This window comes from Acidocella sp. KAb 2-4 (genome assembly GCF_020567705.1).
Taxonomy (GTDB): domain Bacteria; phylum Pseudomonadota; class Alphaproteobacteria; order Acetobacterales; family Acetobacteraceae; genus Acidocella.
Map to the genome: position 1 here is coordinate 290,116 of NZ_JAJDJU010000001.1, position 13,730 is coordinate 303,845.

The following is a 13,730-nucleotide window of genomic DNA, read 5'->3' on the forward strand; positions in this document are numbered from 1 at the left end:
GTCCACGTTCCCGGCAACAACGCCGCCGCCTTAACCCCCGGCGGCCCGCCCGTCAACCGGCGGCCTCAGCCAACTGGGCGCAATCGCGGCCAAGGGCAGCGTAATGCACCGCCGCGCCCGGCCAAAGCGCAACTCCGCCCGCGCGCCCATCCAGGCGCCCGCATCCTGCGCGCCACGCGCCAGCCAGCCCTCGCCCAGCGCCGCGCCGGGCATTTCACCCAGGCACAGGCTGAGCTCGCGCCAATCCTCCGAGTCCGGGTCGGTCTCGGCCGGGGCGGCGGCGCCCGCCAACAGGGTGAGGCGCTCCACCGGCCGGGCGAATTCCAGCCGCGCCAGCCGCGCCGCGCCGGCGCGGGTGATCTCGGGCAGCAGCGTCTGCCCCTCGGCCACGGCCCGCAGCCGGGGCAGATAGGCCGGGCGGAACCCGGCCGCGAGCGCGACACCGTGCAGACGCTGCCGCGCCGCCGCCAGCCGCGCGCCCTTGGTGATGCTCGGCGCATAAGGCCGCGCCGCCGGGCTGCGCCGCCCCAGCTCATGATACAGCGCGCCGCGATTGCCCGCGCAAAAATAAGATTCGCAGCCCAGCCCCTCGGCCAGCAAGATGTCGTGCCGGTCCAGCTCGACATGAAAATATGTCGCCGCAGCCGCGCCGCGCTCGCGGCGGATCGTCGCACCGTTCACCAGATGCGTGACCGGGATCAGCACCCCGTCCACATACACGCCATGCAGCGGCGAGAGGCGCAGCATCCGGCGCGGCAGCCCCGGCCCGAAGGCGCCAGGCATGATCAACACCGGCAGTGCCGCGCGCGCCGGGTTGGGGCCGAAATCCAGCGTGCGCCAGCCGATCCAGCGCACCGGGCGGCGCTCGCCTGCCGCGGTGATCAGCGGGTCGCCGGGGCGCAAACTCTCCACCGGGCGGTAGCCATCGGGGCTGAGCAGCCGCGTGCCGCGCGCGAAGCAGGGCATCTCGCCACCCAGCGTGAGCAGTGAGCCGCCCGCCCCGTCCGCGACAACGGACATCGCAGGCTGGCCCGCCACCGTCTGCACCGCGAAGGCGGTAATCTCGGCGCCCAGCGTGTCGAACACCCCAATCGTCCCGGCGCTGTAGGTGACGAGGCTGGGCGCCACGCCCACCAGATCCACCGCGTCGCCGCCCTCCATGTTGGCGATGCCCGAGAGCCCCGCCGCCACATCATCCACCACCAACTCGGCGCCTGTGCCCGCGAAACTCACCGCCGCGCCGCTCACCGCGCCGCTCAGCTCCAGCACCGCGCCCGCGCCTACCGCCAGCTTCCCGGCATTGTTCACCACCCCGGCCAGCACCAACCGCCCGCCCAGCGCCTCGATACTGCCGGTGTTGCCGATGCTGCCCGCCGCCAGAACGCCATAGCCGCTGAGCAGCCCGCCGCCCTCGGCGGCGCTGGCGGCGCTGATCTCGCCACCTTGCAGCGTCAGCGTCTCCGCGCTCAGGCTGCCCGCCACACTCACCTGCCCAGCCACGCTCATCACGCCGCCATTTTGCACCAGCATACCCGCGCGCAACCCGGCGCCGAGGCCGATTCCAATCGTTCCGCCCGCCTCCTCGGTCAGCGCGCCGCTCACCGCCATGCTGCCGGTGCCGCCCAGCGTCAGCGCGCCCGCGCCGTCGTAGGATGACGCTGTCAACGTCGCGGCATCGGCCAGGGTCATGCCGCCGGCATTGCTCACCGCGCCCAGCACCCCCGCCCCGCCGCCATAGGCCAGCAGCGTGCCCGCCGCGCCGATGGAAGCCGCGCCCAGTGTTGCCGCGCCGCCGATCTCGAACATGCCCGAGGCCAGCGCCAGCGAACCCGCCGCGCTGAACTCGCCGCTGATGACCGCCTGGCTGGCATTGGCCAGGGTGATATTACCCGTGGAGGAAAACGCCGTGCCCAGCACCGCCAGCGACCCGCCGCTCAGCATGGCGTCGGCGCCCAGCGCCACCTCGGCCGCGGCGCCAAAAATCGCCTCGCCGCCGCCGTTCACCAGCAGCGCCGTGCCCGAATAGCCGCTGGCCTCCAGCAGACTATTGAACTCCACCGTGCCGGAGACCGACACCCCGCCCAGCGCGGCGGCGGCCGTGATCTCGGGCAGGCCGGTGCCGGGGCCGAACCCGGCCAGCTCGGCGGCGCTGAAGGCGGTGGCGGTGTAGCCGTTCACCGTGCCGGCGCTCAGCCCGGCGATGGCAATTTTCTCGTTGAGCCCGGCCAGCAGCCCGGTGCTGCCGGTGAAGCTCAGCGCGTCATTCACGCCAGTGCCGGTATAGCTCAGCCCCGCCAATTCGGCGTTCATCGCCTGCGCATTGGCCGCGCTCAGCGTGAGCGTCGCGGCCGGAGCCAGCGTGCCCAGGCTCAGCGTGCCATGCGCCACGGACACGGTGAGCGAGAGCGTCTGCGCCGCCGTGCCCGCGAGTTCGAGATCCAGCCCCGGCAGCGCCTGCGCCACGCCGGCGCTCGCCCCCAGCGCCGCGCCACTGCTGATGCTGGGCGCCGAGGGGCGCAGATAAATCACCGCGTCACCCCCGGCATCGAGCCCGGCGGCGGGCACATAGCCCGAGGGCAGCGCAGCATGGATGGTGTAGGACTGCGTGGTGCCCCCCGCATCCACGCCCGACACCGCGAAGGAGGACGCGCTTACATTATAGACGCTGAACCCGGTGAGGCCGGGGAAGATCAGCTCATCGCCCGGCGCGAAGCCGGTGATGGTGCCCGAGAAAAGCTGCGGCCCGGTGATGACGAACGCGCCCCCCGCCCCGCCCAGCGTGCCCGCATAGCCGCCGCTCACCGGCACCGCCCCGGCGCCGGGCAAAAAGTTGAGCGTCACATCGCTGGCGATGGTCAGCGGCGTGATGTTGAAAATGCCGTAGAGCGAGGCATCCTCGCCCAGCACCATCACGCCGCCCGGCGCCACATCCAGCGCCACCCCACCCGTGATCAGCCCGGCATTCACCCCCAGCGTCTCCCCGCCCAAGGCGAGCAGCGTGCCCGGCCCGGTGATCTCGGGCGCGGCGGAGAAATTGCCCACGGTGAGCGTGCCGCCGCCCTCCAGCACCGCCCCGGCGGCCAGCGACACCCCTAGCTCATAATCATTGCCCGCATTGCCATCCACGGTGAGCGACCCGGCGAAGTCGAGCAGCGCGCCCGCGCCGAGCGAAACCGGCCCGGCGATGACACCGCCCGCGCTCAGCAACGTGCCGGTCCCGGTGAGGCTGGCGGCGCTGAGCGTGCCGAAATCCAGGCTGGTGCCACCCAGAGTGAGCGCGTTCTGCGCCACTTGCAGCGCGCCATCGGGCGCCACGAACACTCCCGCCCCGGCGCTGAGATTACCGAGCATGGCGGTGGTGCCACTCACACTCAGCACCGAAGCGAGCGTGGTGTCGCCCGTGACCAGCGTGTCCGCGCCCGTTGCGTAAGTGCCGCTGGCCCCCGGCGTGCCCACGGTGTTGAGGTAGATATTGCCATAAGTCGCCATGCGCGGCAGCACGCCGTTCAGGTTCCAGGCGGTGTAATCGAGATGCTGCCCGCCGCTCACCGTTGGCCCGGCGAATTCCAGCCCGGGGAGCAGCGTGTTCAGCGCGCCCAACTCGTCGGCGGTGCAGCTCAGCACGATGGTGCCCGTGCCCACACCCGCAGCGCTGACCCCGCTCATCCCGGTGAGCCCCGGCAGCAGCAGCACGCCCTCGGCCACCGCCAGGGTCACGGCCAGCGCCTCCTGCTTGCCTAGCCCCATCGCCGCCAGCCCCGCCGCCGATGGGTCGGCCAGCAGCAGATCGGGCAGCGTCGTCGGCGTGCCAGGATGCAGGGTGACGATCTTCGCCGGATTGACAAAAGCGGGGCCGGTGGCGGGCGCCACGCTCACCGCGATATCGGTCTGCGCGCTCAGCGCCGCCGGGTCGGTCGCGCTCAGGCGCAGCACATCGGCGCTGGTCCCGGCGGGCTCTGTCACCTCCAGGCTGGCCAACGCCGCGTTCACCTGCGCCGCGCTGCCGGTCAGCGTAATCAGATTGCCCGCGCCGGACACCACGGCGCCGGAGGCCGCGCCAACCGCCAGCACCGCGCCGCTATTGGCGGCCGAAACTTGCACCGTCAGCGTGCCGCCCGCCACCGGGTCGCTCACCATGATCGCGGGCGCCAGCGCCTCCAGCGAGGACAAGGTGGCGTTGCCCGCCAGCACCGTCAGTGTCGCGGGCGCGGAGATGTTCAGCCGGCTGGTCACGTCCGGACCCTATACAATCTCCGGAATTAATCAATGTTAATGTTCAACCAATGGATGTATAGGCGATGCTAAAATTAACGCCGAAAAGGCATGGTCCTGCGTCGTTTCCACCCCCATACTGTTCCGCATGAAAACAAAGCACAAAACGCCCCGCGCCAAGACCAGCAAGGCCGCCACAGCCGCCGCAGCACCCGCCCTGCCGGGCCGCGACGCCCTGAAGCAGTTCCTCGCCGAGGCCGGGCAAAAGGTGCATCTGCGCGACGTGGCGCGCGCCTTCTCGGTGCGCACCGAAGACCGCAAGGCCCTGCGCGGGCTGATGAAATCGCTGGAGCATGCCGGCGATGTCGAGCGCGCCGGGCGCAAGCTATTCGCCGAGCCAGGCCGCTTGCCCGAGAGCGCGCTGGTCGAGGTCACCGGCATCGACCGCGACGGCGAGGCCCTGGCCCGCCCGGTGGTGTGGGACGGCCCCGGCCGCCCCCCGATCATCTTCATGCATCCCGAGGCCAAGGGGCAGGCGGCGCTCGCCCCCGGCGCGCGCGTCTATGCCCGGCTCAAGCGCGTCGGGCCGGATAAATACGAGGGCCGCACGCTCAAGCGCATCGCCGAGCAGGCGGGCAGCATCGTCGGCGTGTTTCACCCCACCGCGCATGGCGGGCGCATCGAGCCCACTGACCGCCGCCAGAAGACCGAATGGATCGTGCCCGCGGGCGAGACGATGGAGGCGCGCGAAGGCGAGATCGTGCGCGCCGAGCCCCTGCCCGGCCGCGTCTTCGGCCCCAAACCCGCGCGCGTGACCGAGAAGCTCGGCACCATCGACGATGCCCGCTCCGTCAGCCTGATCGCCATCGCCCAGCACGGCATCCCCCTGGATTTCACCGACGCGGCGGTGAAGGAGGCCGAGCGCGCCAAGCCCGTGCCGCTCGGCAAGCGCACCGATCTGCGTGAGCTGCCGCTGATCACCATCGACGGCCATGACGCGCGCGATTACGACGACGCGGTGTATGCCGAGAAAGTGGAGCACGGCTACCGGCTGATCGTCGCCATCGCCGATGTCGCGCATTACGTGAAGCCCGGCTCGGCACTCGACAAATGCGCCCGCGAGCGCGGCAATTCCTGCTACTTCCCCGACCGCGTGGTGCCGATGCTACCCGAGGCGCTCTCCAACGGGCTGTGCTCGCTGAAGCCGGATGAGGACCGCGGCTGCCTGTTCGTGGAAATGTTCATCAATGTGCATGGCCATAAGCAGAGCCATAAATTCGGGCGCGGGCTGATGCGCTCATCGGCGCGCAAGACCTATGAGCAGATCCAGGCCGAATTCGAGCAGAATCCCGCCATCCATGCCGATCTGTTCGCCGCCTATTTCGCGCTGCTGCAAGCCAGGCATGCGCGCGGCACGCTCGATCTCGACCTGCCCGAGCGCAAGGTGGTTCTGGGCGAGGACGGCCAAGTGCAGAGCGTGGCCCCGCGCCCGCGCCTCGACAGCCACAAGTTGATCGAGGAGTTCATGATCCTCGCCAATGTCTGCGCCGCCGAGGAGCTGGAGCGCCTGCACCAGCCCTGCATGTACCGCGTGCATGCCCCGCCCTCGCCGGAGAAGCTCGACCGGTTGCGTAACTTTCTGCACACGCTGGACATCTCGCTCAAGCCTGGCGACGAGCTGCACCCGCGCGATCTCGACCACATCCTGAAGCTGGTGGCCGACACCCCCACCGCCCCGCTGGTCAACGAAACGATGCTGCGCGCGCAATCCCAGGCCGAATACGCGCCGGAGAATATCGGCCATTTCGGCCTCGCCCTGAGCCGCTACGCGCATTTCACCTCGCCGATCCGCCGCTATGCCGACCTGCTTGTGCACCGCGCGCTCATCACCGGGCTGAAGCTGGGCAAGGACGGCCTCTCGCCCGACGACCTCGCCGGATTCGCCGCCACCGCCGAGCAGATTTCCGGCACTGAGCGCCGCGCCGCCCTGGCCGAGCGCGACTCCGCCGACCGCTATCTTGCGCTGTATTTGCAACACCGCATTGGAGAGTTGTTCTCGGGACGGGTATCGGGGGTGACGAAATTCGGATTATTCGTCACTTTAACGGAAAGTGGTGCGAGCGGTTTTCTGAGTATGGGATCTTTGCCTGATGATCATTGGATCTTCGATGAAGGCGCCCAGACTCTGTCAGGCCGGCGCAGCCGCCATGTGTTCTCCCTGGCCCAGCCCATCGAGGTGCGACTGAACGAGGCCCGGCCCGTGACCGGCGGGCTGCTGTTCGGGATGGCCGAGGCGCTGCCCGGGCTCTCAGCCCCGCGCCGGGGCAAGCCCGCCAAGGCCAAGCCAGGCAAGGCGGCACCGGGCAAGGCGAAGCCCAGCAAACCCAAGCAGAAGCGGGCAAGGTGAAGCGCGCGGCGTTCCTCTTCGTTATCTGCCTGTGCGGCGGCCTGTGGACGCGGGCCGCCAATGCCGCCGCTATTGGATTCGACGCCGCCACGGCTGGCGCCGTGTGGTCCGCCGCCCTCACCTATATCGCCCCCCGCGCGCTGGAGCCGCTCACCGTGCCGCAGATGACGCTCTGGGGCCTGAACGGACTCGCCGCCCTCGACCCCGACCTCAACACCACGTTGCAGGACGGCCAGGTGCGCCTCTACGGCCCCAATGCGCTGCTGCTGGCCGTGCCGACCCCGGCGGGTAACGACGCCAATGCCTGGGGGCAGCTCGCCGCGCAGATCGCGGCGGCCGCCTATGCCGCCTCGCCGGCACTGCAACAGGCGGGTACGCCGGAGGTCATCAGCAGCTTTTTCGATGAGCTGTTCAACCATTTCGATCCGTATTCGCGCTACGAATCGCCCCAGATTACAGCACAGAACCAGCTTATGATCATGGGCCTGGCCGGCACCGGCATCACCTTCGCCGCCGATTCGGGGCATGTGGTGATCGGCGCCATCGCCGCTGACAGCCCGGCCGAGAATGCCGGCCTCACCCCGGGCATGGTGGTGCTCTCGGTGAATGGCCGCCCCGCCTATACCGGCGCGCTCGACACGCTGAACGCCGAAATGAGCGGCATTGCGGGCAGCACCGCCACCATCGCCCTGCGCGACGACGCCGACAGCCCGCCCGCCACGCAGCAAGTCACGCTGAATTTCGGCTTCATCCCGCCGCCCACGGTGTTCGCCGAGCCCGCCCCCGGCCCGGGGCTCGCGGCGCTGAAGATCACCGGCTTCAACAAGGGCACCTCGACACAGTTCGGCTCCATGCTCGCGGCGCTGATGGCGCAGAATCCCGCCCCCATCGGACTGGTGCTGGATCTGCGCGGCAACCGTGGCGGCGTACTGCGCCAGGCTGTGCTGGTGGCTGATTCGCTGCTCTCCTCGGGCATGATCGTGCAGACCATCGGGCGCGACCCCGATGCCGACCAGAGCTTCAAGGCCGAGGGGGCTGACCTCACCAACGGCCTGCCGATCACCGTGCTGGTCGATGGCCAAACCGCCAGCGCCGCCGAGATCCTGACCGCCGCCCTGGCCGATAATGGCCGCGCCGTGGCCATCGGCTCGGAGACGCTGGGTAAGGGGCTGGTGCAGACGCTGGACAGCTTGCCCGATGGCGGCGAACTCTATGTCACCTGGAGCCGTGTGATCGCCCCGCGCGGCTGGCCGCTGCAAAGCCTGGGGGTGATGCCGCAGGTATGTACCAGCCTCGGCCCGGCGGTGCTGGAGAACGAGCTGGCGGCGCTCGACCGAGGACGAAACCCGCAGGCCGCCGCCGTGGCCGCCGCCCGCGCCATGCGCGCCCCGGCCGACATGGATGCCATTCTGCGCATCCGCAACCAATGCCCGGCCGATATCGGCACTGATCTCGATTTCACCGCCGCCGCGCATATCCTCACCAACCCCCGCGCCTATCAGGCCGCGCTGCTGCACTGAGGCGCCCCCTAAACCGGACTTGACGAAACCGCCGCACCTGCGCCATACGGCGCGCTCTGGAGATTCTTAATCATGGCAAAGTCTAACGTCGTTCAAATCAAGCTCGTTTCCACCGCGGACACTGGTTACTTCTACGTGACCAAGAAGAACGCGCGCGCCCAGACCCAGAAACTGGAGCTGAACAAGTACGATCCTGTCGTGCGCAAGCACGTCAAGTTCAAGGAAGCGAAGATCAAGTAAGCGCCGCCTTCGGGCAGCGCGTCTCCTTTCTCTGGCAACAAGCCCCCGAAGCCCCTGGCTGCGGGGGTTTTTGCGTGTCTGAGCGGCTAAATTAACCAGATTCTGGTTAATTCTCTAAAAATGCTTCCAACCCAGGGTCTTAAGGCTGATTTCGTCGCCGTTGGCCGCCAGCACGCGCACCCCGGCTCCAGGCTCGAACCAACCGATTCGCGCCACCGGCAACGCGCCGCAAGCCGCCCGCAGCGCCGCCTCGCCCCCTGGCGGCACCGCCAGGATCAGCTCGTAATCATCGCCACCGGTGAGGCGGGCTTCCAGCACCGCCTCGCCCAACGCGGCGGCCTCGGGCGAGGCTGGCACAAGCGCCGCCTCGATCACCGCGCGCAGCCCGGAGCAGTGCGCGATATGCGAGAGGTCCTGCACCAGCCCGTCGGAGACATCGATGGCGGCATGCGCGATCCCGGCCAGCGCCAGCCCGAGTCTGGGCTGCGGCAGCAGCGAGCGGCGCGTGAAGACGCCCGTGGGGTCTCCGCGCTCGCCCCGCCGGGCTTGCAGGCCCAGCACGGCATCGCCAATGGTGCCCGTCACCCAGATCTCATCCCCCGCCCTGGCGCCATCGCGGCGCAACGCCGCCCCCGGCGCCACCGTGCCGAGCAGAGTCGCGGTGAGGGCGATGCCGTGGCGGGAGGAGGACGAATCCCCGCCCAGCAATTCCAGCCCGAATTCGGCCTGATCCTGCCCCAGCCCGGCGGCGAAGGCCGCCAACCAGTCTTCGGGCAAAGCGGCGGGCAGCGCCGTGGTCAGCAGATAGCCGAGCGGGGCCGCACCCATTGCCGCGAGGTCGGAAAGGTTACGGCGCAGCAGCTTACGCGCGATCAGCGCCGGATCGTCGCCGGGCAGGAAATGCACGCCCTCCAGCATCTGGTCCACGGTGAGCACCAGCTCCCGCTCTGGCGGCGGGGCGAGCACCGCGGCGTCATCGCGCAGACCCAGCGCCGCCTCTCCCGCCAGCGGCGCGAAATAGCGCGCGATGCGGGAGAATTCGTCGGGCATTAACTCGCTGCCGGAAATTCCGCCGGGCGCAGCAGATGCGCCAGCCGGTCCAGCACGCCGTTGAGCATGCGCGGCTCATCGCCTGAGAAGAAGCCATGCGCCACGTCGAGATACTCGTTGATGACGACGCGGCTGGGCGGGCCGTCGCTCAGCCACAGCTCGGCCCCGCCGGCGCGCAGGGCGGCGCGCAGCACCGGGTCGAGCCGGTTGATCGGCCAGTTCTCGGGCAGGGCGTTGGCGATCATGCCGTCGATCGTGTCCTGCTGCTGGGTGGCGGTGCGGACGATGCGCGCGAAGAGCGGTACATCGGCCGCGGGCAGACGCCCCTCCTCCACCCCGCCCGTGCCCGGCGGGTCGCCGATGCGGTGGCGCACGAACTGGTCGATCACCGTCTCGCCGGTCTGCCCGGCCTGCTCGGCCTGATACAGCGCCTGCACGGCGGCGACGCGCGAGAGGGTCCGCGGGCGGGCGCTCATGCCAGGCTCCGTTTCAGGGCGATTTGTTTGAGGCAGGCCACGGCGGCCTCGGCACCCTTGTTCGAGCCCGTCTCATGGCTGCGCGCAAGGGCCTGGGCAAGGGTGTCCACCGTGAGCAGCGCGGTGCCCAGGCACAGCGCCTCGCGGGTGGCGACGCGCATCAGCCCGTCCATGGCGGCGGCGCAGATGAACTCGTAATGATCGGTCTCGCCGCGCACCACGCAGCCAAGCGCGACATAGCCGTCGAAATCCTGCACCGAGGCGGCGGCGATGGCTAAGGCCTGGGGCAGCTCATAGGCGCCGCCGACCTCGACCACGGTGAGCTCGGCCGCGACCTCGGCGAAGATCGCTTGCGCGGCGGCGAGCATGCCATCGACCACCTGGCGGTAATAGGGGGCGCTGATCACCAGGATGCGCGGCGCCGGGCCGGGCAGGCTGGGCGCGGCGGGCAGCGGGGCGTCGGCGGTGCTCATGCGGCGCCTCCGATCTCGCGCTGCTCGACGACGTTCAGCCCGTAGCCCTCCAGCCCGACGATGTGGCGCTTGGTGTTGGAAAGCAGGATCATGTTCTTGATGCCAAGATCGAGCAGGATCTGCGCCCCGATGCCGTAATCACGCAGGCCCGGCGGCGGATGCGTCCCCTCGACCAGGGTGCGGATACCGGCCGACATCGCCGCCTTGCGCTGCTCGCGCAGCACCACCACCACGCCGCGCCCCTCTTTCTCGATCGCCGCCATCGCCCCGCGCAGCGCGACGAAATGCTCGCCGCCCAAAACGTCGGAGATCAGGTCCATGCCGTGCATGCGCACCAAAACCGGGGCCTCGCCGGAGACATCGCCCTTGACCAGGGCCAGATGCTCCAGCCCATCCACCTTGCTCTCAAAGGCGATCAGCTTCCACGCGCCGCCATTGGGGGCCTGGACATTGCCCTGCTCCACCCGCTTCACCAGCCGCTCATTCATGCGGCGATAGGCGATGAGGTCGGCGATGGTGCCGAGCTTAAGGTTGTGGCGCTGGGCGAAGGCCACGAGGTCCGGCAGGCGGGCCATGGTGCCGTCATCGTTGATGATCTCGCAGATCACCCCGGCCGGGATCAGCCCGGCGAGACGGGCGATGTCCACCGAGGCCTCGGTATGCCCGGCGCGCACCAGCGTGCCGCCATCGCGCGCCATCAGCGGGAAGATATGACCCGGCGAGACGATGTCGTTACGGCCCATCTCGGGGTTGATCGCCACCGCCACGGTGCGGGCGCGGTCAGCGGCGGAGATGCCGGTGGAGACGCCCTCCTTGGCCTCGATGGAGACGGTGAAGGCGGTCTCATGCCGCGTGCCGTTGGCCTGGGTCATCAGCGGCAGGCCCAGCGCCTCGCAGCGCGATTTGGTCATCGCCAGGCAGACCAGCCCGCGCGCGTGCTTGATCATGAAATTGATGGCGTCCGGCGTGGCGAATTGCGCGGGGATGACGAGATCGCCCTCGTTCTCGCGGTCTTCATCATCCACCAGGATGAAGATGCGCCCGGCCCGGGCTTCCTCGATGATCTCGGAAGCGGGGGAGATGTAGTCGTGCAGATGCGAAGATTTCAGGCCTTCCATGGGCGGTATTCCTTTAGGCCGGCGCGCGGGGGCGGCGGCGGTGCGATTTAGGCGGTCTTGAAGCTGAGCTGACGGGCGACATAGCGCGCCAGCATGTCGATTTCCACGTTCACCATCTCGCCGGGGCGCAGGCTGCGGAAATTGGTGTGCGCGGCGGTGTGGGGAATGATGTTGACGCCGAAGCGGTTTCCCTCGACCTCGTTGACCGTGAGCGAGACGCCGTTGATGGCGATGCTGCCCTTGGCGGCGACATAGGGGGCGAGCGCGTCGGGCAGCTCAAACGCCCAGCGGATGGAGCCATGCTCGGGCGTGGCGGAGACCACCTTGGCCAAGCCGTCGACATGGCCGGAGACGAGATGGCCGCCGATCTCGTCGCCCAGGCGCAGCGAGCCTTCCAGATTGATCTCGGTGCCCGGCTGCCAATCGCCCAGCGTGGTCTTGGAGATGGTCTCGGCCGAGACCTCGACCGCGAACCAATCCGCCCCGGCCTCGACGACCGTGAGGCAGACGCCCGAACAGGCGATGGAGGCGCCGAGCGCCTTCTCGGCGTGCTGCCAGGCCGCGTTATCGGGCGTGGCGATGACGAAGCGGGCATCCTGGCCGGTGCCGAGCGGAGTGACCGCGCGCACGGTGCCGATGCCGGTGATCAAACCGGTGAACATTAGGTGATCTTCCTGAAATTGGTGAGCACGTCCTGCCCCCATTGCTGGCGGGAGACGGCGCGGAACCGCGGCATCTCATCGAGCCGGGTGACGCCGAAGGCCTGGGCGGCGGGCCAGCCATCGCCGCCGAGCACGGCGGGGGCGTGGAACCAGGAGAGCCGGTCCACCAGCCGCGCGCGCAGCAGGCTGGAGGCGATCGAGGCGCCGCCCTCGACCATCACGCGGGTTAAGCCATGTTTGGCCAGAGCCTGCATGCCGGCGGCGAGATCCACGCCGATGGTGCTGGCGGGCAGCTCGATCAGCTTGACCCCGGCGCTTTCCAGCGCCTTGGCGCGCAGCTTGTCGGCGCCGTCGCGGTGCAGAATCCAGAGCGGATGCTCGGTGGCGGCGCGCACCAGCTTGGAGAGCAGCGGCGTGCGCAGATGGCTATCCACCACCACCCGCACCAGCGGCGCGGCGCGGAAGCCGTCCAGCCGGCAGGTGAGCTCGGGATCGTCGGCCAGCACGGTGCCGACGCCGACCATCACCGCATCGTGCCGCCCGCGCATGGCGTGTACGGCGCGCCGGGCCTCGGGGCCGCTGATCCATTGCGATTCGCCCTTGGCGGTGGCGATGCGGCCATCCAGCGTGGAGGCGAGCTTGAGCCGCACCAGCGGCCGCCCCGCGCGCTGCACCAGGGCGAAGCCCTCGCTCACTGCCTCACATTCGGGGCGCAGCACGCCCTCGGTCACCTCGATCCCCGCCTCGCGCAGCCGGGCCAGACCGGCGCCGTTCACCTTCGGATGCGGGTCGATGGCGCCGACCACCACGCGCGCCACCCCGGCGGCGATCAGCGCCTCGGTGCAGGCGCCGGATTTGCCGGGGAAGGCGCAGGGTTCCAGCGTCACATACACAGTCGCCCCGCGCGCGGCCTCGCCCGCGGCGGCCAGCGCCACGCGCTCGGCATGCGGGCGCCCTCCCGGCGCGGTAGTGCCGCGGCCAAGCACGCGGCCATCCTTGACGATGACGCAGCCGACCGAAGGATTGGGCGCGGTCTGCCCCAGGCCGCGGCGGGCCAGGGCCAGGGCCGCGCGCATATGGGATTCGTCACTCATGCCGGGCGTCATCCTCCGTGGCCAGCGGGGCGCCGTCCATGCTGCCGAGGAACTGCTCGAAATCCTTGGCCTCGCGGAAATCGCGGTAGACAGAGGCGAAGCGGACATAGGCGACGGCGTCGATGCCCTTTAGCGCGTCCATCACCGCCTCGCCGATTTCGTCGCTCTTGATCTCGGTCTCGCCGCTGGCTTCGAGCTTGCGCACGATGCCGTTGACGATGCGCTCCTGGCGCTCCTCATCCACCGGGCGCTTGTTCAGCGCCACGCGGATCGAGCGGGCCAGCTTGTCGCGGTCGAAGGCGACGCGCCGGCCATCGGCCTTGAGCACCACCAGCTCGCGCAGCTGCACCCGCTCCACGGTGGTGAAACGCTGGCCGCACGCCGCGCAGAAGCGGCGGCGGCGGATGGCGCTGCCGTCCTCGGTAGGACGGCTGTCCTTCACCTGGGTATCGGACTCACCGCAGAACGGGCAGCGCAT

Annotated in this window: 11 protein-coding genes; 3 read left to right on the plus strand and 8 right to left on the minus strand. The window is 69.7% G+C overall.

Annotation, left to right across the window (positions count from 1 at the left end):
* Positions 1 to 30: 30 nt before the first annotated feature.
* Positions 31 to 4,233, minus strand: a complete 4,203-nt coding sequence (locus LI953_RS15550) for a Hint domain-containing protein (protein ID WP_227074182.1) — start codon at positions 4,231 to 4,233, stop codon at positions 31 to 33.
* 127 nt (positions 4,234 to 4,360) lie between these two features.
* On the opposite strand from LI953_RS15550, the gene rnr reads away from it, so the two are divergent.
* The 3 genes from rnr to rpmG all read left to right on the plus strand — a co-directional run bounded on the left by rnr (position 4,361) and on the right by rpmG (position 8,379).
* Positions 4,361 to 6,619 carry a ribonuclease R gene (gene rnr / locus LI953_RS01440; protein WP_227074183.1) on the plus strand — a complete coding sequence of 753 codons (2,259 nt, stop codon included), beginning with the start codon at positions 4,361 to 4,363 and terminating at the stop codon, positions 6,617 to 6,619.
* Positions 6,616 to 8,139, plus strand: a complete 1,524-nt coding sequence (locus tag LI953_RS15555; protein ID WP_227074184.1) for a S41 family peptidase — start codon at positions 6,616 to 6,618, stop codon at positions 8,137 to 8,139. The genes rnr and LI953_RS15555 overlap by 4 nt, the downstream gene beginning before the upstream one ends.
* A gap of 72 nt (positions 8,140 to 8,211) precedes the next feature.
* Entirely contained in the window at positions 8,212 to 8,379 is a 168-nt protein-coding gene (gene rpmG, locus LI953_RS01450; RefSeq protein WP_048877824.1) for a 50S ribosomal protein L33, read from the plus strand.
* Between the two features lie 114 nt (positions 8,380 to 8,493).
* On the opposite strand, the gene thiL is transcribed toward rpmG, so the two are convergent.
* From thiL to nrdR, 7 genes are read right to left on the minus strand one after another with little or no spacing between them, the layout of a single operon-like run.
* Entirely contained in the window at positions 8,494 to 9,429 is a 936-nt protein-coding gene (gene thiL, locus LI953_RS01455; protein ID WP_227074185.1) for a thiamine-phosphate kinase, read from the minus strand.
* Complete coding sequence (gene nusB, locus LI953_RS01460) at positions 9,429 to 9,905, minus strand: transcription antitermination factor NusB (protein WP_227074186.1); 477 nt, start codon at positions 9,903 to 9,905, stop codon at positions 9,429 to 9,431. Before nusB ends, thiL begins: the two co-directional genes overlap by 1 nt.
* On the minus strand, positions 9,902 to 10,378 hold the full coding sequence (ribH, locus tag LI953_RS01465; protein WP_227074187.1) for a 6,7-dimethyl-8-ribityllumazine synthase: 477 nt from the start codon (positions 10,376 to 10,378) through the stop codon (positions 9,902 to 9,904). The genes nusB and ribH overlap by 4 nt, the downstream gene beginning before the upstream one ends.
* A complete protein-coding gene (gene ribB, locus LI953_RS01470) occupies positions 10,375 to 11,496 on the minus strand; it encodes a 3,4-dihydroxy-2-butanone-4-phosphate synthase (RefSeq protein WP_227074188.1) in 1,122 nt (373 codons plus the stop codon). The genes ribH and ribB overlap by 4 nt, the downstream gene beginning before the upstream one ends.
* A 47-nt stretch (positions 11,497 to 11,543) precedes the next feature.
* On the minus strand, positions 11,544 to 12,158 hold the full coding sequence (locus LI953_RS01475) for a riboflavin synthase (RefSeq protein ID WP_227074189.1): 615 nt from the start codon (positions 12,156 to 12,158) through the stop codon (positions 11,544 to 11,546).
* On the minus strand, positions 12,158 to 13,252 hold the full coding sequence (gene ribD / locus LI953_RS01480) for a bifunctional diaminohydroxyphosphoribosylaminopyrimidine deaminase/5-amino-6-(5-phosphoribosylamino)uracil reductase RibD (protein WP_227074190.1): 1,095 nt from the start codon (positions 13,250 to 13,252) through the stop codon (positions 12,158 to 12,160). The genes LI953_RS01475 and ribD overlap by 1 nt, the downstream gene beginning before the upstream one ends.
* On the minus strand, positions 13,245 to 13,730 hold the full coding sequence (gene nrdR / locus LI953_RS01485; RefSeq protein ID WP_227074191.1) for a transcriptional regulator NrdR: 486 nt from the start codon (positions 13,728 to 13,730) through the stop codon (positions 13,245 to 13,247). The genes ribD and nrdR overlap by 8 nt, the downstream gene beginning before the upstream one ends.

What these genes read in the sequence shown, in the direction of transcription:
- rnr (WP_227074183.1), top strand. Translation starts at nt 4,361, where the DNA reads ATGAAAACAAAGCACAAAACGCCCCGCGCCAAGACCAGCAAGGCCGCC.
- rpmG (WP_048877824.1), top strand. Translation starts at nt 8,212, where the DNA reads ATGGCAAAGTCTAACGTCGTTCAAATCAAGCTCGTTTCCACCGCGGAC.
- thiL (WP_227074185.1), bottom strand. Translation starts at nt 9,429, where the DNA reads ATGCCCGACGAATTCTCCCGCATCGCGCGCTATTTCGCGCCGCTGGCG.
- nusB (WP_227074186.1), bottom strand. Translation starts at nt 9,905, where the DNA reads ATGAGCGCCCGCCCGCGGACCCTCTCGCGCGTCGCCGCCGTGCAGGCG.
- ribH (WP_227074187.1), bottom strand. Translation starts at nt 10,378, where the DNA reads ATGAGCACCGCCGACGCCCCGCTGCCCGCCGCGCCCAGCCTGCCCGGC.
- ribB (WP_227074188.1), bottom strand. Translation starts at nt 11,496, where the DNA reads ATGGAAGGCCTGAAATCTTCGCATCTGCACGACTACATCTCCCCCGCT.
- LI953_RS01475 (WP_227074189.1), bottom strand. Translation starts at nt 12,158, where the DNA reads ATGTTCACCGGTTTGATCACCGGCATCGGCACCGTGCGCGCGGTCACT.
- ribD (WP_227074190.1), bottom strand. Translation starts at nt 13,252, where the DNA reads ATGAGTGACGAATCCCATATGCGCGCGGCCCTGGCCCTGGCCCGCCGC.
- nrdR (WP_227074191.1), bottom strand. Translation starts at nt 13,730, where the DNA reads ATGCGCTGCCCGTTCTGCGGTGAGTCCGATACCCAGGTGAAGGACAGC.